Origin of the sequence: Desulfogranum marinum (genome assembly GCF_963675105.2) — a bacterium.
GTDB classification, from domain to species: domain Bacteria; phylum Desulfobacterota; class Desulfobulbia; order Desulfobulbales; family Desulfobulbaceae; genus Desulfogranum; species Desulfogranum marinum.
The window spans coordinates 304,483-327,421 of record NZ_CAXXRO010000004.1; the positions used below are offsets into that span (position 1 = coordinate 304,483).

Genomic DNA, 22,939 nt, shown 5'->3' on the forward strand with positions numbered 1-22,939 from the left:
GGGTTAGGTGCTGTCGTTGTTATTGTCGTAGATAAATGCTAGCCAGAAGTAGTCAGTAAACAGAAACAATCCTATGAAAAAACACCTTATAAGAGAATTAAAGCTGACGGCATACATCATGTTGTGCCACAAAGTTTTACACTGCCATACTGTATCGAATAAAAAGATATTACCTTGATATAACCTTCACTTTTACCTATAGTGCTGATAGTAGTAATGACACTTTTTGTGTTAAGGAGAGAAAGAATGGCAAAAATATACGACGTTGCAGCATACATCCTTGATAAACAAGGAAAAATGACGACGATGAAACTTCAAAAATTAGTCTATTATTGTCAGGCGTGGTCTTTAGTTTGGGAAGAAAAGCCGATTTTCAATTCCCCTTTCGAAGCGTGGGCTAATGGACCTGTTGCCCCTCAACTCTACCATGAGCACAAGGGGGCATATCATATATCCTCTATTTATAGAGGAAATTCTTCGAATCTTACCGATACAGACAAAAATACAATTGATGCTGTATTGGAATTTTATGGTAACAAGTCATCACAATGGCTAAGCGACCTAACTCACCAAGAACAACCTTGGATATCTGCTCGCAAAGGATACTCCCCAGGTGAGAGAAGTTCCCAGGTAATTTCCCTCGCATCAATGCATGAGTATTACGATAGTCTTTAATCCCCGTGGCAAAACAGAAGCGACCAAAAGCCAATTACAACCCTACTCCGAAGAAACAACCCAAAAGCCTCAATCTTCCTAATTACAATAGCGCTAATCCTTCTTGGCGCTTTTCCAAATTAGAGTTAGCCGATCCCTTTGGCTGGCATACAATCGACACCGACTTGCTGCACAGAATACGCGAACAACTTCAAGCGTTTGAATCAATGACGTGGAACGAGATATTAGTTGTCGGCAAAAAACACCATCACTCTATTCCTGTCTATAAGCTTTGCGCAGAAGCACAAAAACGATTACACGCACTAAAACTAGACGATATCGAAACATTAATATCTTTGAAGATGACTGGTGTGGAAAGGATTTGGGGAATACGTCAGCAAAGTAGTTTACTGCTTCTATGGTGGGACCCAAGTCATCAGATATGCCCGTCAAAGAAAAAGCACACCTAGCTACCATACTTGACGATGGCAAATCCAATACTTGTAGAACCTGTGGTGCAGAATGTAGAAATTGTAGCCCATTTCTATACAGCTATTATTGCGGCATTAACTGGCGGACTAATAGCTTTTATTAGTGCTTATTTTGCTCAAAAAAGAGCTGATGAAAGCAATACTGCCCTTGCCCAGAAAAGACTCCAAAATGAAAAATTAATCGCTGAAATAGATTTTAAAAAAGAAAGGCTTGAGTCATTAGCTATTGTTGCCTCAGATATTGTTCAATGGTTAGACGACCATAGAGTACAAAGCGTCTATTACAGGAAAGATACGGGTGGATCTAAAGTTAATCTCCTTGATATTTTAACCGTGTTATACTTTCCTCAATTACAAGACGAGGTATTAAAACTAATTAATTCATACGATAAATATCGACTCTGTGTAGAGTTAGTAAGTAATACTTACCACGACAAGGACCAAGATTCTTTTGAACGTTATCCTACCAAAAAAATAGCGGATAACTATCTGGAAGAAAGAGAAAATGAAGTAAAAAAACAGTTGAAATCGCTAATTGAAAAGGTCAAAGAAGAAGCAATAACGCTCACTAAAGAAAAATCGAAAATTTCCCTAAAATAAAGCCATCGTAACACATGGACGCAAGTGGTCCCAGCTTTTACCAGATAAATATAAAATTCGCATAGTTAAAATAGAGAACAAATGATTCGAAGTCCGATGCTCTATCCAGCTGAGCTACGGGCGCACGCGAGGTTGGATACTTAATATTTGGAAACCAACTATATTACTTATTCGGTGGCGGAAGTCAACTCTGTTTCACTCAAAAACATGAAAAATATGCTGGCGGTTATATCCTGTTTATCCCTGGAGGAGTATCGGCGGCTGTTTGTTTACTTGGCGCAAGGCTGTCAGCAAAATTTCCGGATCAATATACGCTGCCAGGCGCTTCCTGTTTTTTTCGAGCACAGGGAAGGCTTTAGCCGATATTTTTGCCGCTGCTGCATCATACCCGTGCTCCAACTTAATATAAACCCCTGCCGCCCGGATCATTGCCTGGAGCAACATTTTTTCGTCGCCTGCAGACGCTAACCAGGCATGTTCTAAAATTTCGTGCACTTCAAAAAAAAGGCCCAGATCCCACAGGACAAACCCCTGCCAGAGAGGATCGGTATTCTCACTGGCAGCGATCACCCCGAGGGCCTGCTCATACTTCTGCAGTCGCACATCGATGTAATCGAGATAATACCTTTCCAGCTCGCGGCTCCTGAATTGCTCTGCCACCTGTTGCGCAGGCACAAGACTTTTTTTCTTGAGTACATCCACCAAGGATTCGGATAACGCGTTGCGGATATCCCGACTCAGCCGATCCATAAACGGTTCAAATATTTTTTCTTTCATTGCGGTAAGAAAAATTGAAAATGGATAAATGAGCGCATTGCTTTACTGTTTTTTAACCGATCGCTACGTTACGTTGAAAAAATAATCCTCGGAGGTAAGCGCAGACTCCGATATCAATTATATGTCTTTGGTTATTTTTTCAGCATGCCTTGATCACGAATAAAAAACCTAGTAAATCAACAGACTCATAGATATAGAGAAGGTTTTACAGTAAACATCACACCAATTTGTACTGCTCTTTGAATAAAAAACAATAAAAAAATAGCCGTAACTATTCAGCAGCACCCCACGGAGTCTGCGCTTACCTCTCTCCACGATCTGCCCGCTCAGCATACCGATGTATAGCTAATCGGTCAGCTTGTGAACATTTGGAGCACTGCTGAACAGTTACAAATAGCCTTACCTGGTTATGGATAAAGATATGACACCCTTTACATAGATGCGTAGCATTTCATAAGACCATACCTTGTTTACAACACAATAGAGCCCACCATTGTTCCTCCTCCAGCATATACTAGGCGGAACGAGACTTTTCCCATCAACTGCTAACAGCTCCAGGTACCATGCCTTATCTCCTTCTTATTCTTACCACCCTTTTCTGGTCAGGTAATTTTGTTCTCAGCCGGGGGATGCATGCCTCTATACCACCATTGGGGCTTTCCTTCTGGCGGTGGTCAGTTGCCCTTCTTATCCTCTGTTTTTTTGGAGTTCATCACCTGTGGAGGGAACGTACAATCGCCCAAGATCATTCCCGGTTTATCGTTATCCAGGGACTGCTTGGCGTGACAGGATTCAACAGTCTGATCTACCTTGCAATGCAATCAACCACCGCAATCAATGCGGTTCTGGTTAACTCGTGCGTTCCCATTCTTATTGCCCTTGCTTCGTGGCTCATGTACCGTGACTTGCTCACTCCACGCCAGATACTGGGGGTATGTGTATCGCTCTGCGGTGTTCTTCTTATTATTGCCAAGGGACAACTTGCGACCTTACTCCAGGTCGATTTTAACCGTGGTGATATCTATGTGCTTATTGCAGCGGTCATGTGGGCTTTTTACTCTGCCAATCTGAAGCGCTATCCACCTGACCTGCACCCCTTTGCCTATCTTTCCGCCATCGTCATCGTGGGGCTAATCGGTATTTTTCCTTTTTACCTGCTGGAACTCTTTCAGGGCCGATACATCCCACTTACCACGTCCTCCATCGTGACCATTATCTATGTCGCTCTTTTTGCATCTGTTCTTGCTTTTATCTTCTGGAACCGCGCTGTCCGCACCATTGGCGCAAACAAAGCCGGGCCATTCGTTCACTTGATGCCTGTTTTCAGTACCATTCTTGCTGTCCTGTTTCTGGGAGAAAAACTCACCGCTTTTCATCTCCAGGGGATGCTGCTTATCTTCAGCGGCATTATCCTGACTACTTTTCGAATCAGGCAGAAAGCATAACCATGCGATTTATTCACACCTCTGACTGGCATATCGGCCACCGTCTTTATGGCCAAAAACGCTACCAGGAATTTAAACAGTTTCTGGACTGGCTGATCACGTATTGTACCGAGCATCCAGTTGATGCGTTGCTTGTAAGCGGTGATATCTTTGACTCAACCACGCCCGGTAACAGGGCACTGGCACTGTACTATCGGTTTCTCCACCGCATAGCGCATACGAGCTGTCGCAACGTCATCATCATTGCCGGCAACCACGATTCTCCCACCCTGCTGGATGCTCCCAGGGAACTCCTCAGCCAGATCAATGTGCATGTTATCGCCTCTCCGCGCTATCAGCCCGAAGAGCAAGTCTTTTTTTTACAAGGAGCAGACGAAACCGATGCAATGATCGTCTGTGCGGTCCCGTTTCTCCGAGATAGAGATATACGAAGTGCCGTTGCTGCAGAAGATATGGACACCAAATCTAAAAAACTGCAGGAAGAAATTCGCAGCCATTATCAAAAAATCTGTGCTGCTGCAGAAAACATTCGCAACCAACATGGATTCCCCTTGCCCATTGTGGCCATGGGGCATCTGTTCACTGCCGGCGGCCAAACCGTTGATGGAGATGGGGTCAGGGAACTCTATATTGGCGGCCTTGCCCATCTGCATAGCAGCGGTTTCCCTGAATGCATAGACTATCTGGCACTGGGTCACCTCCATATCGCGCAACGGGTGGGCGGAAAAGAGCAGTACCGATATTGTGGTTCTCCTCTTGCCATGGGATTTAATGAAGCTGAACAGAAAAAATACATCCTTGACGTCTCTCTTTCGCCAACCGAACTGCAGGTCACGCCTGTACAGGTTCCCTGTTTTCAAGACCTGGTAAGGCTCCAAGGCGATCTCGCCTCCCTGACAGATTCCATTAAACAGCTGGCGGAGCAAGAAAGTGCTGCCTGGCTGGAGCTTTGCTATAGCGGTTCAAGTGATCCCGGCAGGCTCAGGCAACAGCTGCAGGACGCTGTAGAGAATACATCGTTGCACATTTTGAGAATACGCACCAACCACAGTGCTGCCGTTCACCTGCAACAGAAAAAACCAACAGAATCGCTCGATGATCTAAGTGTTGAAGATGTCTTTGAACGTTGCCTGGCAAGCACGAATTATACGCCGGAGCAATGCACAGACCTCCGCCTGACCTTTCAAAAAGTGGTTGCATCGCTTGACCAGGAAGACATTGACCATGGGTAACGAACAGCCATGAGAATACTTAAAATACACCTGCGCAACCTGAATTCCCTGACCGGCACCTGGTCCATTAATTTCACCGTTCCGGAGTACACGGCTGATGGCATCTTTGCCATTACCGGTCCCACGGGTGCCGGTAAAACCACGTTGCTGGATGCGATCACCCTGGCCTTGTTTGGTTGTACACCCCGGCTAGGCCGGATAACCAAGGCCAACAATGAGATCATGTCACGCGCCACTGGCGAATGTTACGCAGAAGTTGAATTTTCCACGACTGCCGGCACATTCAGATGCCACTGGAGTCAGCATCGGTCCCGTCGCAGCAGCACCGGCGAACTGCAACAGCATAAACATGAAATTGTCGATGCTGAAACAGGCAAGGTGCTGGAAACAAAGGTCAGGGACGTTGGACTGCTGGTCGAAAAGCTGACCGGACTTGATTATGAGCAATTTACCCGCTCAATCCTGCTTGCCCAAGGCCAGTTTGCTGCCTTTCTCAACGCTGATGCCAGCCAACGGGCTCCCATTCTCGAACAAATTACCGGAACGGAAATCTACAGCCGTATTTCTATCAAAGTCCATGAACGAACAGCAGAGGAACGAAAAAAGACGGACTTGATCCGTGCAGAGACCGGCATGATCACAGTCTTATCAACCGAAGAGGAAAACGAGCTCAATCAGGCACTTAATGCCACGGTATCCTCGGCAGAAAAACTCCAGACAGACCTAAGACGTGTCACCTCATCGATCCAGCTGCTACAGGCAACCGAGCTCGCCGAGGAAGCACTACTGGTAGCACGTAATAAAATGATGGAATGGCATAAGCGCATGCAAATGGCGACTCCTGAGCTGCAACGACTTGAACGGGGACAGCAGGCTCAGCAGGTAGAAAGTGATGTAAAAACACTGCAAAAACTGCAACAAAAAATCCTTGCAGAGCAAGCTGCTCTGAAAAAATGCGGCCAGGCGTTGCGCGATAAAATACAGCAACGAGATAACATTGCCAAAACACTCTCCACCAACGAACAGGCCGTTACCAAAATCCTGAGTCAACAGGAAGAGGCTGCAGAAACTATAAAAAATGTTCGGCTTCTGGATGAAAAGATTTCGGAAAAAGATCTCCTGCTCCAGACACAAGCAGTAGAAATGAAAACGCTGCGCCAAGAACGACAACAGCTGCACACTGCTGAACAAAAACTGACCGCAGAACTTGCCGAGATGACCGGCCGCCAAAAATCAGCTGATCACTACCTGGAACAACAGGCTGTGGACGGTACCTTGGTTGAGCATTTTGAAAACATCAGGCAACAGTGCACAGAACTGATCCAACTGGATAAAAAGCACAAGCAGGAACAAAAGAAAAGCATCCACCTGGCGGCCCTCCTGAAAAAAGCCAAAGAGGACCTCACCACTGTCCACACACGCTGTGCCAAGGCAAAGCAAACACTGGACAACAACCAGTTGGGCCTGGAAGGATATACGAAGAAAAAATTGCATCTGCTCGCCGGCGAGTCACTAACCACACTCAACGACAAAATGGAGGAGATCGTCTTCCAAGAACAGATGCTCAAAGAACTGCAACGACTGTTGCCGCAAAAAGCCATGCTTCAGGAAGGGATGGTCAAGCAAAAGGAGCAGCTGACAGCCTTTGAACAACAGACCATCCAACTGCAGCAAGCACTTGCAGCGAAGACCGCAAAAGAATCGGAGCTTAGCCGGCAGCTCCAACAGCTGGAAAAAAAACAGGAGCAGCACCTTCTCGTTGCCGATCTCGAGGCAGAACGTCAAAAATTGCACCATGGGCAGCCATGTCCACTATGCGGTTCGGTTGAGCATCCCTGGTCAGTCAATACGCCGCCGGTGGAAGATCAAAAAAATAAACTGCAGGAGGCCAGACAGTTACTCCAAAGTACGCAGGAGGCCATGTCAGCAGACCGAGCAAGCTTAAGTGCGATAAGCAAAGATATCCACTATACCCAGCAGGCGCTTACTCTGGCCAACAAAGAATACGACCAAGCCAATAGCCAGATAGAGGTCTTGCAGGAAAAGCTCCAGCTGACAGCCAAGCAAATAACCACCTTGAAGCAGGTGAATGATCACCATCAACAGACAACCGATCAGTTCCTGCACCTCAAGAAAAGGTTGCAGCAAATCCAGAAAATTGATGAGAGCCTTCTTCGGCTGCAGGCGAAAACAGACAAAACAAGCCGGATGTATAATGATGCTCGGCATGCCCTGCAAGATGGTGAGCACAAAGTGACCAGTGCTGAAAAAGACCTCCACCAACATGCGCTTATGGTGAACGAGGCAGCACAGTACCAAACCGATAAACTGAGCCAACTCCATCAACAACTGCACCCCTTCAACGTAGAGCCATGCCCGACCAACGGCCTGCCTGCACTCCTTGCAACACTTGAGCACAGGCGCAATCGGTGGAAAAATACTGTCCATGAGCACCAGCAACTGGACCTTGCCATCACCAAACACAGAGCTGAGATGGACAAAGTCCAGGCCAGCCTGGCAACCCTTGATGCCGGAATGAGAAAGGCAGGTGTAGCCTTTGATGAATTAAAGGGAAAAAGGGAAAAAGAGTATGCTCAGCGGGTCCGGCTTTTCGGTAAAAAAGACCCTGACGCTGAAGAACAGGAATGGAAGAAAAAGAAGGCCAAGGTTGAGTCGGAAAGGGAGAAATCAAGACAGCTGTTCCTGGAAGTAGAGAAAACAGTCTCTGGACTGACCGAAAAGCAGCTCGCCGTTAAACACAGCCTGACAACGTTTTGTGCAGAGTGTGGACAGCAGGAACAATACGTCACCCAGTTGCTTACTGCCAAAGGATTTTCCAGCCTCAATGAGTACCAGGAGGCGCTGCTGCCCAAAGAAGAACTGGCCGCTCTCTCTGCTCGTAAGATGGCACTAGACAAAGAACAGTCAGAGACCGCTCATCGTTTGCGGGAAAAATCACTGGAACTACTGCAACTTAAGAAGCAGGACCCAGGTGACAAGCCCCTTGAAACGCTGCTGGAAGAACAAATAGCGCTCACTGAAGCCTTTGAACAGTTACAACAACAGATAGGAGCTGTCAGGGAAAAACTGCACAAAAACACTGCTGCCAAAAAGGCACTTCAGGATCGGCATGATGCGCTCAATGCGCAGCAACAGGAAGAGAGCCGTTGGGAATTGCTCCATCAGCTCGTAGGGTCTGCCGATGGGAAAAAATTTCGGGTTTTTGCCCAGGGAATAACCTTTGACCTGCTTATTCGCCATGCAAACGCCCACCTGGAAACCATGAACGATCGTTATATTCTGCTCCGCGACCCTGCCCAACCGCTGGAACTGCAGGTGCTGGATAATTACCAGGCTGGCGAAATTCGTTCCACCAGGAACCTTTCCGGCGGTGAAAGCTTCATCGTCAGCCTTGCCCTTTCTTTGGGACTCTCGTCAATGGCCAGCCATAATGTCCAGATCGATTCCCTTTTTCTTGATGAAGGGTTCGGCACCCTTGATGAAGAAGCTCTGGATACGGCGCTCCACACCCTTGCCGGTCTACAAAGAGAAGGGAAGCTCATTGGGGTTATCTCCCATGTTCACCTGCTGCAGGAAAGAATCAGCTTGCAGATAAAGGTCATACCACAGGCTGATGGTACAAGCCTGCTTGTTGGACCAGGCTGCAAACAGGTAGCTTGAATCCGACTTTATAGTGCCCTGAAACTTCCTCTGCTCTTCCTTGGACAAGGCACTTTTTTTATAACTGACAGCATGGCGGTTCGTAGCTACCCGGCTACAAACGGTCATACTCTGCGCTAGCTATTATGGAAGTCGGCTCTTTGCCAACGGCAACCGTGCTGAGGGTCAATATGGCTGGGTGAAAAATGATCTGGATCAATTAACTTACAATAATTCATACGGACATTTTCGAGAGGGCGACCTGAAAATCCAATCCCTCATGGCAAATGCCTATTATGATATTGACACCGGCTCGCAGTGGGTACCTTTTATCGGTGCGGGCATAGGATGGGCCAAAGTCGATCTTAACACGCCGGCACTGCCTTTAGGGGACAATGACAATGTCTTTGCCCATCAGTTCATGGCGGGTGTTTCTTATGCGATTGACGACCGATGGGCTGTAGACGCACAATATCGTTTTTTCGGTACTCAGGATGCTACAATTCAAGACGCAGATTTTAGCGTGAACAGCAATAACCTGCTGGTTGGTTTGCGATACTCCTTTTAAAGCAGACCGCAAAAAGAGGTGGTCAAAAGCGCTGATTTCTATCAGCGCTTTTTTAGTCACACAATGGTCAAGCGCAGCTCTTTTCAGCCAGTTTCTTGTTTTCCCTCACCTTTCTCATCACTTTTGCCCTCTCTAACCGGCATAGTTTCCTCATCGAGCGGTTGAAAAGCGACCCCGACCTCAGGCAGGTAGGCGTGAAAAACATTTCCGTAAATTTCCCATAAGGTAATGAACAAGGCTGCCACAATAGGGCCGATAATAATCCCCAGGATGCCGAACATGCTTATACCGCCTAAAGTCCCGAAAAGAACAAACAAATCATGCATTTGGGTATCTTTGCCGACAAGACGTGGTCGAACAACATTGTCCAGATTGCCGGCAACAGCACCGCAAAGAACCAGTAAAACCACCACCCCAACATAATTGCCGGAAAGAGCGAGGATAATTAAAGCCGGCAACCAAACAATAGCGGTTCCAAAGGCAGGAATGATAGACATCACGGCCATAACGGTGCCCCAAAAAACCGGGCCGTGTATACCGGCAACGGCAAAGGCGATCCCGCATATGGATCCTTGCAGGATGCCAATGATCAATGTCCCCTTGATGGTGGCACTTGCCACCGAGGTAAAGCGCATGAGCAACACCCGCTCATCACGGTCCTGCAGGGGAAGAAAATAGAGGATCCGTTCCAGCAGAATTTCCCCTGAAGTAAAGAAATAAAACATGGCATAGAGCATAATAATACTGCTGAACACCGCATTGACCGTCAGCTTGGTTACCGAGGAAAGACTGTCGATCAAAAAAGAGGAAATATTACCGACAAGCTCCCCGGCTTTTTCTATAATAACATCCCTATACACCACTATATGTTCATAATAGGGAATGTTTTCCATATATCCAGCCAGCTGACCGGGCTCATTGATAAAACTTTGGACCCAGGGCGTTATCGATTGGCTAACACTGACAGCCTGGGCAACCACCACTCCGATAAGGAGACTGAGCGGCACCAACACCAAGGCAACAATGCCGCAAATCATCATTACAGAGGCCATGTGCTGCCGGTTGTTGAGCTTACGGCTCAGCCACCTGTGCATCGGACTACTCATGGCGCAAAAAAGACCTGCCATAAAAAGCGGCATCAAGAACTGTTTGATCATGCTCAAAAAAAGGAGCGATATCCCTGCCACAAGGACCAACAGAACAAGCTTATTGATTCGTTCTTTTTTCATTGCAGTTGTCGTTTACGTAAACAGGAGGCTCAGGGGCATCGGCACCCAGCCGGCCAACGAGCACCACCTCTTTGAGTTTAAGTGGCTGTGGTTTGTTCTGCAGCCTTTATCAAGGCACTGGTCAGCCTGGTCAGATCTTCTGCAGCTATTATGTAGGGCGGCATAACGTAGAGCAGGCGACCAAAAGGCCGTATCCAGACCCCCTGTTCGACAAAAAACTGCTGCAATCTGGCCATGTCTGTTGGTTCTCTTGTTTCAACTACACCGATGCCGCCCAGCACCCGGACATCTGCTACCGTATCCAGTTCTCTGGCCGGTTCCAGCTCTGTTTTCAGCTGCTGCTCTATAGCCAAAACCTTTTCCTGCCATGGGTTGTCCAACAGCAGGGAAATGGAGGCACAAGCCACGTTGCACGCCAAAGGGTTGCCCATAAAGGTCGGCCCATGCATGAACACACCTGATGGCCCCTGGCTAACGGTAATCCCAATCTCTTCGGTAGCCAGGGTCGCGGCAAGCGTCATGTAACCACCTGTTATTGCTTTGCCCACGCACATGATATCCGGGGAAACCTGGGCATGATCAGCGGCAAACATTTTACCGGTACGTCCAAATCCGGTCGCGATCTCATCAAAAATAAGCAACACATTATAGGTGTCGCAGAGAGTCCGCAATCCTTTGAGATATTCGGGATGGTAAAACCACATACCACCAGCACCCTGGACAAGCGGTTCTATGATAACAGCTGCCACTTCATGATGATGCCGTTCAAGCATCTGTTCCATTTCAGCCAAATCCGCCTGGTTCCACGGTTCATCAAAGCGGCATGTTGGCTTGGGGGCAAAAAGCTGTTGTGGGAGTGATTTCTCAAAAAGAGTGTGCATTCCCGTCACAGGGTCACAGACCGACATGGCATGGAAGGTGTCCCCATGGTACCCGCCACGGACGGTCAATAGCCGATGCTTGTCCGACTGCCCTTTACTATGCCAATACTGAAGAGCCATTTTCAACGCGACTTCCACACTGACAGACCCCGAGTCACAGAGAAAAACCCTGTCCAGCGTGTGTGGGGTGATCTCCACCAACTTTCTGCCAAGTTCCACTGCCGGGCCGTGGGTCAGGCCACCAAACATGACATGAGACATCTTGTCCAGCTGCTCCCGTGCAGCCTGATCAAGCACTGGATGGCAATAGCCATGGATAACCGACCACCAGGAAGACATACCATCGATCAATGTCCGCCCATCTTCCAGGGTAATACGAACACCGCTGGCTGAAGCCACCGGAAAAACCGGCAAAGGGTCAATCATGGACGTATAAGGATGCCAGAGATGCTGACGATCAAAGGCAAGCATACTTTGTTCAGACATGGGCATCGTCTCGTTCAAAGGTATAGCCCAGGGCTGAGAGCTGCTCCAGGTCTCCTGTAATTCCGGAACCGGTTGTGGTCAAATAGTTGCCGACAATCGCTCCATTGGCACCAGCAGTAAAGGCGCGGTACTGATCCTGTCCCAGCTGCTGCCGTCCTCCGGCCATCCGAATAATAGCATCGGGATTGATGAGCCGGAAAAGGGCGACCACGGTCAACACATCATCGGTTGTCAACGGCTCTAAATCGCCCAGAGGGGTGCCTGGAATCGGTGTAAGAATATTCACTGGAATGGATTTTATGCCAAGTTCCCGCAGTTCAAACGCCAGGGCAATTCTATCGGCCATGGTTTCTCCCATGCCGATAATACCGCCCGAGCAAAGCGACATCCCTGCTTCGCGGGCAATGTTAAGGGTTGCCACTTTTTCGTCCCACGTGTGGGTGGTACAGACCTGGGGAAAAAAGTCCTTATTGGCTTCAAGGTTGCAGTGGTAGCGGCTCACACCGTTTTTTACCAGCTCTGCTGCAATTTCTTTGTCCAGCAACCCGGAAGAGGTACAAAACAAAAGCGAGGTGGCTGCAGCAATGTCCTGGTACAGGCCGGCAAGTTCTGCCGCTGTTTTCCTGTCCAGACTGCGCCCACTTGTGACCAGAGAGAGTCGATGTACAGCGTGGTCATCGTTATCCTTGGCTATGGTCAACGCTTCTTCGCTATCAATAAGGGTGTAGGTATCGATTCCGGTATGGTGCCGTGCGGACTGGGCGCAGAATCGGCAGTTTTCTGTGCAGTTGCCACTTTTGGCGTTAATAATGGAACAGAGGTGAAAGTGGTTGCCCATTAAACGGCTACGCACCCCATCTGCAGCCTGGTAGAGGGCTTCCTTGTCAGCAGACACGGCCAATTCCATGGCTGTTGCCTTATCGATCCCGGCGCCGTTTACTATTTCATTTTTCAGTTGCTCAAGTGGTGTACTCATTATTGCTGCTTCTCCTGCGTGACTATTCAGCTAAAATCACAAAATTGCCTTTGCTGAAGCCTATAACTGTTAAGCAGTGTCCAAGGTGGGATGCTCTGCTGAACATTTACGCTCCTGCTATTTCAGGCATGATTCTATGTCCTGGGGAGGACCGTTAACGATCATTTCGGCAATGGTCAGTTTAATTTTAGGGTAGAGATGGCGTACGTTTCCCAGTAATTCAGACTCCAACTGTGCCATCTGCCTGTAGAGCGAGGTTCGCTCCATGGCCGGAGCGTCTGTTTCTTCTTTATAGTTTTCCTTCACTATTTCCTGGCACCTGAAACAACCGGGAAATCGCATCTGCTGCCCATCGGGGCGAGTAAGCAGTGCAGGAACACCATGGTTTCTGCAAATCATCAGCCGATGCTTATACAGACCGCACAGTTTGTCGTCCAGCAGTGGACATTTTAACTGGGGACGTTCTCCTTTTGCCAGCAAGCGCTTGCTTTCCTTCACATACGCCTTGGCTCTGGTCACGACTCGTTCCATGGTTTCCTTATCAAGGGCTCGAAGCCCTTCCCACAGATAGGCCCACTCTACGTAGGTATAATGCTGAAAATACGAATCACAGCAGTTATCAGGACATCCTTCGCAGGTAAGCGGGATCTGCTGTGCCACGATATCGTATTCCGCAGCCATAGCCTGGTAAATTTCCGCAATTTTGCGAGAAAGTTCCGGCTTCAGGGTTAATTCACTCATTTGATTATCCGTTTATCGGGGCTCCTCAAAATATTGTACCTGATAGGTTTGTACTTCCAACCCATCCGTTTTCCAGGCAGTTGGTGCAAGCCCGGCCTTACTACAGAGATGACTGAGAAAAGCTTTCGGATCAGGCAGTTGTTTCCACACCTGGGGCAGAAAGGTGGCTCCGACTCCCCCTGGAGCACGGAGAATAAGGCCATCTATTTCCGGTCTCAGCTTATTTGCCAAGTCGTCTCCATCACTATACGCCATGTCCTGCGGTTCACTCAGCACTGAAACCTCTATATGGAGATCTCGCAGCTCATCAGGGGACACTGGTTGAAAACGGCTATCATGGAAGGCAGCGTTCAAGGCGTGGCGTTTGATACCTGCAAGGATAGATTCCACCCCAACCAGGCTACCAATACACCCTCGCAAAGCTTCTCTTTTATGAAGGGTGACAAACACGCCACGCTTTTCCTGAAATATAGGGTCTGCCAACTCTTCTTCGCTTACCGGATCACTCTGGGGGAGGTTCAGGTGCTCTTCAATCTGCTGCCTGACCAGCCGCACCAGCAACCGGCCTTGCGTTTCGGTCAACATATCCTCTCCTCACTGTTGTGGGGCACACATTTAATGGGCTCCGTACTCTATTGCACTCTCCCGCCCTGTCAACCGAAATATAGGAAACCGGCACAGGGTGACGAAGGTGGTCGCTATCAGCAAAAATTATTGACCGGCATTGAGTCCCTGCAGAGAGAGTTCGCCTATACTTTCAAATGGTATTTTCCGGGTAAAGCTTCCCGTACCGAGACGGATATTACCAACCAGCTTGTAACTTAATGACTGCGGAGCAGCCGATGCACTGTTAGTGCTCTGAATAAGACCAACCACGGAAGAAATCATATTCATCATGGAAGCATAGACACTCACCGGCACCAGTGCAGTACCATAGGCGGGGATTTTCTGGGGAGAACTGGCAATACCCTGGGCAAAGTGACGGCCATCAATTTCCAAGTCACAATCCACCCCACGTATATCAAGTGGCACATCATTTGGGTTCATCACCCGCAGTTGCACAAGAAAAGCAGTTTCCATGCTCTTCATTTCCTGCACCTGGATATCGGCAATGGAAATTTTTGGTTTTTCCTGAATCTGCCCCAGCCCGGCACAGCCGCCGATCATCAGAAAGAGAAGGACAAACATCCATTGGGCCGGACACTTTAAAAAATTCAATGGCAGCATAGGGTTCCCCTTTAGTTGTTGAGTTTAAGTGATGTTCTACCACGGATGCATCAATTGTCAACAAGCTAAGAATAGTTGACCTTACCCTCTATAACCATTACTGATTCCAGACAAACAAAACAAACACTTGACGAAAAAAGCATGGAACGAAAAATACAATTTCAGGAAAGCATCTACACCTACCAGATAGACTTTAATCGGCATGTGAGCAATATTGCTTATATTCAATGGATGGAAATCGGTCGTTTAAAACTGCTTGAGGCTGTGGGTATGCCTGTCCATAAAATAGACCAAAAAGGGTTTGCTCCCGTACTCATAGAAACCCAAATTCGCTATAAACGACCTCTCTTTCTTGGTGATACGGTTGATATCAAGGTGTGGTTATCGGAAATAACCCGGCTGCATGCCTGGATGGAGTTCAGCTTTCATACCCCTGCCGGCAAGCTGGCGGCACGGGGACGGCAAAGAGGGTTGTTCATTGACCTGCAAAACCATCGGCCAATGCGCCTGAATGAAGAACAACTTTCTGCTTTCCTGCCCTTTGTTAAACAGGTCACCTAAACGCTTTTGGTGCAGGTGGAGGAGGGAGGTTGAATACCACAGGAAGCATGGCCAACCCGTAAAGTTGGTGCACATGCCTCCTGGTGCGGTCACCGTATATTTTACCGTTATTTAGCTGCTGGATAATAGGCCATTAACGCCTCAATACTTTTCTTCAAAGCCTGTCCATATTGAACATCAGCATGCTGCTTTGCCTCCATCGCCGCAACAATAACCGCATGATGCTTTTTCAAACGCTCAACATAGTCATCCTGACTCATCTTAACCCGCTGGGTAAGAAAATAATCGCTGATAGTGGCAATCACCTTTTGCGCGTGCTGCTCCTTGTTCATCACCCATCGAACAAGTTGCTGCTGTGACTGCGCATCGCTCTTTCCTGCCAACTCAGTGATCAAAGTAGCCGCCTTGGTCACCGTCACAGCGTCTTCCAGCATCAAATGCACCCGTGCATGATCATCATAAATACCGCACGGCACCTGGCAATGAGCAAATACGTTTTGTGACCATAACACCCCAAAGGACAAAACAAAAAATAAGGTCAGCGTAACGGTCGTTTTCCTCATAATTCCTCTCATAATTTCCTCCTGGATGGTATTGAACATTGAGTTGTCATTCTCCATACCTGTAATAACGAATAAAACATTCGGCAACATGAAGCGAGCACATCATTTTTTATAGAGCCAACCAGCAAAACGTCTTTTCTTTTTCGGCCCATCCGGTCTTCTCAACAACATCCTATTGTTAAATTGCGCTCCCACACAGAACGTGCTACCTCTTCAGAATATAAACATCTTTTCTTTGTGGATACATATCAGTTCAAAAAGGTGCAGCAGATGAACACTTCTTTTTCTCCTCATACTTTTGACTTTACCACAGCAGGCCGGATTATCTTCGGTACCGGCACCATAACCAAGCTACCTGTACTGGCAGGTCCTTTTGGTAAAAAAGCGCTCATCGTTTGTGGGGCCGACCCTCAGCGCATTGCACCCTATGTAGAAAACCTCCACCAGGAAAACCTGACAACCATCCCTTTCTCTATCTCCGGAGAACCAAGCATCAGCGTAATTGAGGCTGCGGTTGAACTGGCGCGGAGCAACCAGTGTGAAATGGTCATTGGAATTGGTGGAGGCAGTGTACTTGATGCGGGAAAAGCGATTGCCATACTGTTGACCAATCCAGGCGCCCCGCTTGATTATCTGGAAATTATAGGCAGCGGAAAACCACTGACTCACAACCCAGTGCCATATATTGCAGTGCCGACCACTGCCGGGACAGGTGCCGAAGTAACAGCCAACGCTGTAATCGAATCACCGTCCCATAGGATCAAAGTCAGTTTACGCAGTCCATCCATGCTCCCCAGGATTGCCTTGGTAGACCCTGCATTAACAATCAACATGCCTCCTCGACTGACTGCCTATACCGGTTTGGATGCGTTGACCCAGGTAATGGAACCCTATGTTTCACACCTGGCTACCCCTATTACAGACATCTTTTGCCGGGAAGGTATAAAACTGGCATCACAGGCACTGGTGGTCGCTTTTGACAACGGCAATAATCTGGAAGCGCGAGAATCCATGTCCCTGGCAAGTCTCTACGGCGGCTTAGCACTGGCTAATGCCAAACTTGGCGCGGTACACGGTTTTGCGGGGCCTTTTGGCGGCATGTACAAGGCCCCCCATGGTGCGGTTTGCGCGGCTTTACTACCACATGTGATGGAGGCGAATATCCATGCACTTCAACTCCGTACACCAACTCATCCAAGCTTATCCCGTTACCAAGATGTCGCCCGCCTGCTGACTGGCAACAGACAGGCAGATATCATGGACGGCCCGGCTGCAATCAAAAAACTGACGACCGCTTTCTCCATCCCCGGTCTCCAGAGCTATGGTTTGCAGCCTGAGGAAATGGAGTTGCTGATCGAAAAAGCTGAGCAGGCGAGCAGTATGCAAGGCAACCCGATCAAACTCTCCCGGCAAGAGCTGGAAGCAATCCTCAACGCGGCACTGTAAATACAGTGCATACTCTCTCCCATCTTTCATAGAGTATGATGGACGTTGGACGAATAAAATAAGCACGTTTTAGACAAGCTCAACACAATGGAGCAAAACATGGCTGACAGTCTCTATATTGGAAGTCTTGAAAAAGGCAGCGGCAAACTGGTGGTAACCCTGGGGATCATGGAAATGTTGTCCAGGCGAGTCGAGCGCCTTGGCTTTTTCCGACCTGTTGTCCCCGGCAATGGCAACTTTGACAATGATATCAGCTTGATTAAACATCGATACCATATTCATCTCACCCCGCAACAGATGATTGGTATTACCCATGAACAGGCCCGAAACCTGCTCGCTGAAGGCGATGAGCGACGCCTCTACCGGACCATTGTCAGTAAATACCGCGAAGCCCTCGATCAAACAGATTTCCTTCTTTGTGAAGGTCCAAACATAAGTGGCCTTTCAGAGGCATTTGACTACGATATCAGCATTCGCATTGCTCGGGAACTCGGTACGCCCACCCTTTATGTTTCAAGTGGTCATGAGTGCGATATGGAAGACATCATACGTAACATACAGATGGCGGACAACACCATAGCCCAACACCATTGCGATTTGCTGGCGATCATCGTCAACCGTGTTGCACCAAACATTCTGGTGCAGGTGACAGAGTCACTCACTGCCCACTTTGACCAAAAATATTTAATCTCGGTGCTGCCTGAAGTTGATAGTCTCCGCCAGCCCACCATGGAAGACATCACATCGGCATTGGGAGCAAAATATTTTTCAGGAGCAAAAAATCGACTGCTCAGGGATGTCGGTAATATAACGGTTGCTGCGATGAGCATTAATAACTACCTGCGTCTCCTTAAAGAAGACGACCTGATCATCACCCCTGGTGATCGACCGGATATCATCCTGGCCACCCTGGCAGCCATTATTTCAAAAACCTGTGCCTCAGCAGCTGGCCTCATTCTGACCGGTGGCATACTGCCGAGTGCATCGATGCAAAACCTGCTGAAAGGAATGAAAGAGTCAACCATTCCCATCTACAGCGTTGCAACAGACACCTACCGAACGGCCATGCAGGCCAGTGAAGTACCAGGTGTGCTCCGTGCAACCAATGAAAAGAAAATTGCCAAGGCCCTGGGTATGTTCGAATCCCACGTTGACACAGAGGCGCTGGAGCAAAAAATCGTGCATACGGTTCCAATCGTCATTTCGCCACTCATGTTTGAATACTCTCTTTTCAAGCGTGCCAAAACCATTAAGCAACACATTGTGCTCCCGGAAGGTGACGATGACAGGATTCTCCAGGCAGCAGAAATCCTTCGGCTTCGTGACGTGGTAGACCTCACCATTCTCGGCAATGAAGAGCAGATCAGAAACCGTTCCGCACAACTCGGTCTCAAGCTCCAAGATGTTGCCATTATTGATCCGCACACTTCAAACCTGCGAGAAAATTATGCGCAGACCCTGTATACATTACGCTGCCATAAGGGGATGACCCAGGATTTTGCCTACGATCGCATTACCAATGTCAGTTATTTCGGGACTATGATGGTGCATGAAAACATGGCGGATGGTATGGTTTCCGGAGCAGCGCATACCACCCAGCACACGATTCAACCTGCTTTCCAGCTCATCAGGACGGATCCAAATGTCCTGATGGTTTCCAGCGTCTTTTTCATGTGCTTTGACACCAAGGTACTGGTGTATGGAGACTGTGCTGTCAATCCCAACCCAGACAGCGAAGAACTTGCCGAAATAGCGATCAGCTCTGCCAATACGGCAGCCATGTTCAACATACATCCTGTTATTGCCATGCTTTCCTACTCGAGTGGAGCGTCTGGGCAGGGAAGTGATGTCGACCATGTACGGAAAGCAGTCGCCATTGCCAGAAAAAGACGACCAGACCTTAACATTGACGGCCCGCTCCAATATGATGCCGCCATTGATCCGACAGTTGCCCGCAAAAAGATGCCGGACAGCAAAGTGGCCGGCAGGGCTACGGTTCTGATCTTTCCGGATCTCAATACCGGCAACAATACCTACAAGGCGGTACAACGTTCTTCAGGTGCTGTAGCCATTGGTCCTATACTGCAAGGCTTGAACAAGCCGGTCAATGATTTGAGCAGAGGATGTTCAGTAGCAGACATTATCAACACCGTTGCCATAACCGCCATCCAGGCGCAAGCAACACAGCAGAAAAACTAAATGTAGCCATTCCCCCTTATGACTTTGACAGCAAGACGCCGGTTTCCAGAACTGCTTATCCTTTGCGGAGCGTTCCTTATCTCTTTTTCAGCAGTCTGGGTAAAGCTGGCCAATGTCCCGCCCATGGCCTCAGCTTTTTACCGGGTCTTTTTCGGCTTCCTTTTTCTCGTAATAGCCACCGCATGGCGCGGCGACTTAAAAAAGCCGAGCCCCTATGTCATCAAGTGGGTAGCACTCTGCGGCCTGCTGTTTGCCATGGATCTCTTTTTCTGGCATGCCAGCATCGGCTACATAGGTCCAGGCCTGGCAACCATTATGGGCAATTTCCAGGTTTTTTTTCTGACTGCCATCGGTTTCTGGGTATATGGGGAACAGCTTCGATTACGATTTCTACTTGCCCTCCCCCTTGCTGTAGGTGGACTCTTCCTGGTGATTGAAATCCCCCACCTCCTTACCTGGACAAACACCACAACCGGCGTGATGTTCGGTCTGCTGACCGCCATCTGTTACAGTGGTTTTATATTGAGTTTAAAAAAAATCCAATCCGAGGATCAGCAGCAATCATTTTTCTACAGTCTCATGGCGGTTTCCCTGGCAACTTCCTTTTTTTTGGGAATAAGCATGACCACTACCTCCACCTCCTTTGCTATCCCTTCAACAGTTAGCCTGCTTGCGCTACTTGGTCTTGGTCTCTTCAGCCAAACAGTTGGCTGGACGCTTATTACCTACTCCATGCCTAAGATACGGACTTCGCTCACCGGATTCATCCTGCTCCTCCAGCCGGCTCTTGCCTTTATCTGGGACGTAGTACTTTTTGATAGATCCACTGCTTTTGCCAACTGGATAGGGGTCAGCCTGATTCTCAGTGCTATGTATATGGGGATGACAGGGAAGGGAAAAAAGATTAAACAGCCAGCAGCAGACACTCACTAACTTGTAACTATTATTACCGGATAAGCACATGACAGATCACACACTGGGCATGAACGAGCTCATGAATGAAATAACCGCCGTCCTGAAAGCGGCAGACGATAAAGATTACGATACAATATACGACTATCGGGCCTCCATCATTTCCATGTATGCACAGGCAATGGTCGAGTTTCATTTCCAGGAAAACCAGTTGGAATGGCTCAACGATATCCTCCGTGCCACTGAAAACAACGAAATAGCAGAATGCCGCCAGCTCCTGGAACAGGCCACTGACATTGATGATATTTTTCTTGGTTCTCAGTTTGCAGCTATGATGGCCGGGTGTTTTCATCACGACGAACTCATGACCGTTGTCCAGGCCGTCGGACTGCAGGCACTCCTTGAAACGATCAAGCAGCAAAACAGCCAGGAAACAATCAATTAGCGATGATATCAAACCATTAAACCGAGTTGTTTATATCCCATGAACAGACTTAGCTGGCAGGCTGTCTTTTTTGATTTTGACGGCGTTATTGCAGATTCTGTACAGGTAAAGACCCAGGCCTTTGCCACCATGTTTGCCCCCTATGGACAACAGGTAGCGCAACAAGCCGTCGCTTACCACCTTGCCAATGGCGGCATGCCCCGTTTCAAGAAATTCATCTATTACTACAAAGAACTCCTTGGGATGGATATTGACCAGACAACCCTTGAGCAAAAAGGAAAAGAATTTTCAGCAATGGTAATGGGAGGAGTTATTGCGGCAGAACTGATACCTGGTGCCCTTGCCTGCTTGCAGCAGCTGCAGCAGCAACACATCCCTGCCTTTGTGGTATCAGGGACGCCGCACGAGGAAATGGAGACCATTGTCCATGAAAAAGGACTTAGCCATTACTTTCTTGAAGTACACGGGTCTCCACGCACGAAAACCGTTATAGTGGAAGAAATCATCAACAGACATGGATTCCTGCCGGAGAAGTGCCTTTTTATCGGCGATGCCCTGGCTGATCATACTGCTGCCGTCAATACCGGCACGGCATTCCTGGCAATCAAACGGCCCGGCTCAACAGTGGATTTTCCCGATGACACGATTTTATCTGCAGAGGTAAGGCTCGACCTTCCCTCCTGAAACACCTTCGGATATACCTCTTTCACTATCGACGTTCTTTACTGAAATAGGCTTTAAAGGCGGCCACAGTACTGGCAATCGCAGCTCCGTCAAGATCAAGGTGGGTTACCAGCCTGACTCTGTTTCCCGAGCTGATCAAGATGTTTTGTTGCCGCATAAATTTCTGCAAAGGTCCAGCATCAGCAGGATCAAGGTCAACAAAAACCATGTTGGTCTGTGTCGGAGCAAAGTCTACCCTAATTTCTTCTACGGCTTCCAATCCCTGTGCAAGCATTTTGGCATGGGCATGGTCCTCCTCGACCCGCTCCAGGTGGTGTTGAAGCGCATACACGCCTGCTGCGGCAAGAATCCCAGCTTGACGCATTCCTCCACCGAGCATCTTTCGCCAACGACGGGCCTCCTGAGTAACCTCCCTACTACTGCATAGAACAGACCCCACTGGTGCTCCCAATCCTTTGGAAAGACAAACAGAGATAGAGTCAAAGGAAGCAGCGATCTGGTCCATCGGCACCTTATGATATGCAGCAGCATTACACAGGCGTGCACCGTCTAAATGGAGGCAAAGATTATTTGCATCGGCACACTCGCGTGCCTGTTGCTGATACTCAAGCGGAAGCGCCATTCCATTATGGGTATTTTCCAGACAAAGCAGGCGCGTGCGCGCAAAATGGACATCAACCGGTTTCACCACCCGAGCAACCTCGTCCAGATCAAAGGTGCCGTCAACTTGAAAATCAAGCGGCTGCGGCTGGATAGAGCCCAGCACGGCAGCGCCCCCGCCTTCATACTTGTATGTATGTGCCTGCTGGCCGACAATATACTCATCACCACGCCCGCAATGGACAAGCAGCGCGAGGAGATTGGTCTGGGTTCCGCTGGCGGCAAAAACAGCCGATTCAGTGCCAAGCATCTCAGCGGCCAATGCTTCTAGACGGTTAACCGTCGGGTCTTCTCCATACACATCATCACCGACCTGGGCTTCGGCCATGGCCAGCCGCATCTCCCTGGTCGGTTTGGTCACAGTGTCACTGCGTAAATCAATAATATCCATATTCACTTTTACCTAAATCCTGCACGTCGAATGTTAAAAAAATAATTTCTACTTTAAAAAACAGCTATTGAGCAGATAATTGATTTGAATTTCTATTCACTATATGGGTGA

Annotated in this window: 22 protein-coding genes; 13 read left to right on the plus strand and 9 right to left on the minus strand. The window is 48.4% G+C overall.

Annotation, left to right across the window (positions count from 1 at the left end):
• Nucleotides 1-246 precede the first annotated feature (246 nt).
• From ACHZCY_RS10180 to ACHZCY_RS10190, 3 genes are read left to right on the plus strand one after another with little or no spacing between them, the layout of a single operon-like run.
• Nucleotides 247-675 (plus strand): Panacea domain-containing protein, encoded by a 429-nt coding sequence (locus ACHZCY_RS10180; RefSeq protein ID WP_319548827.1) that lies wholly within the window; start codon nucleotides 247-249, stop codon nucleotides 673-675.
• A gap of 5 nt (nucleotides 676-680) precedes the next feature.
• Nucleotides 681-1,124, plus strand: a complete 444-nt coding sequence (locus ACHZCY_RS10185; RefSeq protein ID WP_319548828.1) for a hypothetical protein — start codon at nucleotides 681-683, stop codon at nucleotides 1,122-1,124.
• Nucleotides 1,125-1,139: 15 nt separating this feature from the next.
• On the plus strand, nucleotides 1,140-1,745 hold the full coding sequence (locus ACHZCY_RS10190; protein WP_319548829.1) for a hypothetical protein: 606 nt from the start codon (nucleotides 1,140-1,142) through the stop codon (nucleotides 1,743-1,745).
• A 237-nt stretch (nucleotides 1,746-1,982) separates the two neighbouring features.
• Here ACHZCY_RS10190 and ACHZCY_RS10195 read toward each other — a convergent pair whose 3' ends face one another.
• Complete coding sequence (locus ACHZCY_RS10195; protein WP_205223386.1) at nucleotides 1,983-2,522, minus strand: DUF309 domain-containing protein; 540 nt, start codon at nucleotides 2,520-2,522, stop codon at nucleotides 1,983-1,985.
• Between the two features lie 563 nt (nucleotides 2,523-3,085).
• Between ACHZCY_RS10195 and ACHZCY_RS10200 the strand changes: the two genes are divergently transcribed.
• The 4 genes from ACHZCY_RS10200 to ACHZCY_RS10215 all read left to right on the plus strand — a co-directional run bounded on the left by ACHZCY_RS10200 (nucleotide 3,086) and on the right by ACHZCY_RS10215 (nucleotide 9,427).
• The gene (locus tag ACHZCY_RS10200; protein ID WP_319548830.1) at nucleotides 3,086-3,967 is read left to right on the plus strand and encodes a DMT family transporter; all 882 of its coding nucleotides are present in this window, start codon (nucleotides 3,086-3,088) and stop codon (nucleotides 3,965-3,967) included.
• 2 nt (nucleotides 3,968-3,969) lie between these two features.
• Nucleotides 3,970-5,199 carry an exonuclease SbcCD subunit D C-terminal domain-containing protein gene (locus ACHZCY_RS10205; RefSeq protein ID WP_319548831.1) on the plus strand — a complete coding sequence of 410 codons (1,230 nt, stop codon included), beginning with the start codon at nucleotides 3,970-3,972 and terminating at the stop codon, nucleotides 5,197-5,199.
• Nucleotides 5,200-5,208: 9 nt separating this feature from the next.
• A complete protein-coding gene (locus tag ACHZCY_RS10210) occupies nucleotides 5,209-8,880 on the plus strand; it encodes an AAA family ATPase (protein WP_319548832.1) in 3,672 nt (1,223 codons plus the stop codon).
• Between the two features lie 106 nt (nucleotides 8,881-8,986).
• Nucleotides 8,987-9,427: an outer membrane protein gene (locus ACHZCY_RS10215; RefSeq protein ID WP_319550214.1), complete on the plus strand. Its 441-nt coding sequence runs from the start codon at nucleotides 8,987-8,989 to the stop codon at nucleotides 9,425-9,427.
• A gap of 83 nt (nucleotides 9,428-9,510) precedes the next feature.
• On the opposite strand, the gene ACHZCY_RS10220 is transcribed toward ACHZCY_RS10215, so the two are convergent.
• The 6 genes from ACHZCY_RS10220 to ACHZCY_RS10245 form a co-directional block, all read right to left on the minus strand.
• Complete coding sequence (locus ACHZCY_RS10220) at nucleotides 9,511-10,656, minus strand: AI-2E family transporter (RefSeq protein ID WP_205223381.1); 1,146 nt, start codon at nucleotides 10,654-10,656, stop codon at nucleotides 9,511-9,513.
• A gap of 77 nt (nucleotides 10,657-10,733) precedes the next feature.
• The gene (gene bioA / locus ACHZCY_RS10225) at nucleotides 10,734-12,023 is read right to left on the minus strand and encodes an adenosylmethionine--8-amino-7-oxononanoate transaminase (protein WP_319548833.1); all 1,290 of its coding nucleotides are present in this window, start codon (nucleotides 12,021-12,023) and stop codon (nucleotides 10,734-10,736) included.
• Nucleotides 12,016-12,999, minus strand: a complete 984-nt coding sequence (gene bioB, locus ACHZCY_RS10230) for a biotin synthase BioB (protein ID WP_205223379.1) — start codon at nucleotides 12,997-12,999, stop codon at nucleotides 12,016-12,018. The genes bioA and bioB overlap by 8 nt, the downstream gene beginning before the upstream one ends.
• Nucleotides 13,000-13,116: 117 nt before the next feature.
• Complete coding sequence (locus tag ACHZCY_RS10235) at nucleotides 13,117-13,740, minus strand: YkgJ family cysteine cluster protein (protein ID WP_319548834.1); 624 nt, start codon at nucleotides 13,738-13,740, stop codon at nucleotides 13,117-13,119.
• A 12-nt stretch (nucleotides 13,741-13,752) separates the two neighbouring features.
• The gene (gene amrA / locus ACHZCY_RS10240) at nucleotides 13,753-14,325 is read right to left on the minus strand and encodes an AmmeMemoRadiSam system protein A (RefSeq protein WP_205223377.1); all 573 of its coding nucleotides are present in this window, start codon (nucleotides 14,323-14,325) and stop codon (nucleotides 13,753-13,755) included.
• A gap of 126 nt (nucleotides 14,326-14,451) precedes the next feature.
• Nucleotides 14,452-14,967, minus strand: coding sequence for an LEA/WHy family protein (locus ACHZCY_RS10245; protein ID WP_319548835.1), 516 nt, complete (start codon nucleotides 14,965-14,967; stop codon nucleotides 14,452-14,454).
• 141 nt (nucleotides 14,968-15,108) lie between these two features.
• Here ACHZCY_RS10245 and ACHZCY_RS10250 point away from each other — a divergent pair, with 141 nt between their 5' ends.
• On the plus strand, nucleotides 15,109-15,528 hold the full coding sequence (locus ACHZCY_RS10250; protein ID WP_319548836.1) for an acyl-CoA thioesterase: 420 nt from the start codon (nucleotides 15,109-15,111) through the stop codon (nucleotides 15,526-15,528).
• Between the two features lie 107 nt (nucleotides 15,529-15,635).
• Here the strand turns inward: ACHZCY_RS10250 and ACHZCY_RS10255 are convergent, their stop codons facing one another.
• Nucleotides 15,636-16,181, minus strand: a complete 546-nt coding sequence (locus ACHZCY_RS10255; RefSeq protein ID WP_232371105.1) for a superoxide dismutase, Ni — start codon at nucleotides 16,179-16,181, stop codon at nucleotides 15,636-15,638.
• Nucleotides 16,182-16,361: 180 nt separating this feature from the next.
• Here ACHZCY_RS10255 and ACHZCY_RS10260 point away from each other — a divergent pair, with 180 nt between their 5' ends.
• The 5 genes from ACHZCY_RS10260 to ACHZCY_RS10280 all read left to right on the plus strand — a co-directional run bounded on the left by ACHZCY_RS10260 (nucleotide 16,362) and on the right by ACHZCY_RS10280 (nucleotide 21,777).
• Nucleotides 16,362-17,537 carry an iron-containing alcohol dehydrogenase gene (locus ACHZCY_RS10260; RefSeq protein WP_319548837.1) on the plus strand — a complete coding sequence of 392 codons (1,176 nt, stop codon included), beginning with the start codon at nucleotides 16,362-16,364 and terminating at the stop codon, nucleotides 17,535-17,537.
• Between the two features lie 99 nt (nucleotides 17,538-17,636).
• Nucleotides 17,637-19,736 carry a phosphate acetyltransferase gene (gene pta, locus ACHZCY_RS10265; RefSeq protein ID WP_205223373.1) on the plus strand — a complete coding sequence of 700 codons (2,100 nt, stop codon included), beginning with the start codon at nucleotides 17,637-17,639 and terminating at the stop codon, nucleotides 19,734-19,736.
• Between the two features lie 18 nt (nucleotides 19,737-19,754).
• Nucleotides 19,755-20,669 carry a DMT family transporter gene (locus ACHZCY_RS10270; RefSeq protein WP_205223372.1) on the plus strand — a complete coding sequence of 305 codons (915 nt, stop codon included), beginning with the start codon at nucleotides 19,755-19,757 and terminating at the stop codon, nucleotides 20,667-20,669.
• 28 nt (nucleotides 20,670-20,697) lie between these two features.
• Nucleotides 20,698-21,093, plus strand: a complete 396-nt coding sequence (locus tag ACHZCY_RS10275) for a hypothetical protein (protein WP_205223371.1) — start codon at nucleotides 20,698-20,700, stop codon at nucleotides 21,091-21,093.
• A gap of 39 nt (nucleotides 21,094-21,132) precedes the next feature.
• Nucleotides 21,133-21,777 (plus strand): HAD family hydrolase, encoded by a 645-nt coding sequence (locus ACHZCY_RS10280; RefSeq protein ID WP_319548838.1) that lies wholly within the window; start codon nucleotides 21,133-21,135, stop codon nucleotides 21,775-21,777.
• Nucleotides 21,778-21,802: 25 nt separating this feature from the next.
• Here the strand turns inward: ACHZCY_RS10280 and ltaE are convergent, their stop codons facing one another.
• The gene (gene ltaE / locus ACHZCY_RS10285) at nucleotides 21,803-22,828 is read right to left on the minus strand and encodes a low-specificity L-threonine aldolase (protein ID WP_205223369.1); all 1,026 of its coding nucleotides are present in this window, start codon (nucleotides 22,826-22,828) and stop codon (nucleotides 21,803-21,805) included.
• Nucleotides 22,829-22,939: the final 111 nt, after the last annotated feature.

Coding starts and splice junctions, on each gene's coding strand:
- ACHZCY_RS10180 (WP_319548827.1), top strand. CDS start 247: ATGGCAAAAATATACGACGTTGCAGCATACATCCTTGATAAACAAGGA.
- ACHZCY_RS10190 (WP_319548829.1), top strand. CDS start 1,140: ATGGCAAATCCAATACTTGTAGAACCTGTGGTGCAGAATGTAGAAATT.
- ACHZCY_RS10195 (WP_205223386.1), bottom strand. CDS start 2,522: ATGAAAGAAAAAATATTTGAACCGTTTATGGATCGGCTGAGTCGGGAT.
- ACHZCY_RS10200 (WP_319548830.1), top strand. CDS start 3,086: ATGCCTTATCTCCTTCTTATTCTTACCACCCTTTTCTGGTCAGGTAAT.
- ACHZCY_RS10205 (WP_319548831.1), top strand. CDS start 3,970: ATGCGATTTATTCACACCTCTGACTGGCATATCGGCCACCGTCTTTAT.
- ACHZCY_RS10210 (WP_319548832.1), top strand. CDS start 5,209: ATGAGAATACTTAAAATACACCTGCGCAACCTGAATTCCCTGACCGGC.
- ACHZCY_RS10220 (WP_205223381.1), bottom strand. CDS start 10,656: ATGAAAAAAGAACGAATCAATAAGCTTGTTCTGTTGGTCCTTGTGGCA.
- bioA (WP_319548833.1), bottom strand. CDS start 12,023: ATGTCTGAACAAAGTATGCTTGCCTTTGATCGTCAGCATCTCTGGCAT.
- bioB (WP_205223379.1), bottom strand. CDS start 12,999: ATGAGTACACCACTTGAGCAACTGAAAAATGAAATAGTAAACGGCGCC.
- ACHZCY_RS10235 (WP_319548834.1), bottom strand. CDS start 13,740: ATGAGTGAATTAACCCTGAAGCCGGAACTTTCTCGCAAAATTGCGGAA.
- amrA (WP_205223377.1), bottom strand. CDS start 14,325: ATGTTGACCGAAACGCAAGGCCGGTTGCTGGTGCGGCTGGTCAGGCAG.
- ACHZCY_RS10245 (WP_319548835.1), bottom strand. CDS start 14,967: ATGCTGCCATTGAATTTTTTAAAGTGTCCGGCCCAATGGATGTTTGTC.
- ACHZCY_RS10250 (WP_319548836.1), top strand. CDS start 15,109: ATGGAACGAAAAATACAATTTCAGGAAAGCATCTACACCTACCAGATA.
- ACHZCY_RS10255 (WP_232371105.1), bottom strand. CDS start 16,181: ATGTTGCCGAATGTTTTATTCGTTATTACAGGTATGGAGAATGACAAC.
- ACHZCY_RS10260 (WP_319548837.1), top strand. CDS start 16,362: ATGAACACTTCTTTTTCTCCTCATACTTTTGACTTTACCACAGCAGGC.
- pta (WP_205223373.1), top strand. CDS start 17,637: ATGGCTGACAGTCTCTATATTGGAAGTCTTGAAAAAGGCAGCGGCAAA.
- ACHZCY_RS10270 (WP_205223372.1), top strand. CDS start 19,755: ATGACTTTGACAGCAAGACGCCGGTTTCCAGAACTGCTTATCCTTTGC.
- ACHZCY_RS10275 (WP_205223371.1), top strand. CDS start 20,698: ATGACAGATCACACACTGGGCATGAACGAGCTCATGAATGAAATAACC.
- ACHZCY_RS10280 (WP_319548838.1), top strand. CDS start 21,133: ATGAACAGACTTAGCTGGCAGGCTGTCTTTTTTGATTTTGACGGCGTT.
- ltaE (WP_205223369.1), bottom strand. CDS start 22,828: ATGGATATTATTGATTTACGCAGTGACACTGTGACCAAACCGACCAGG.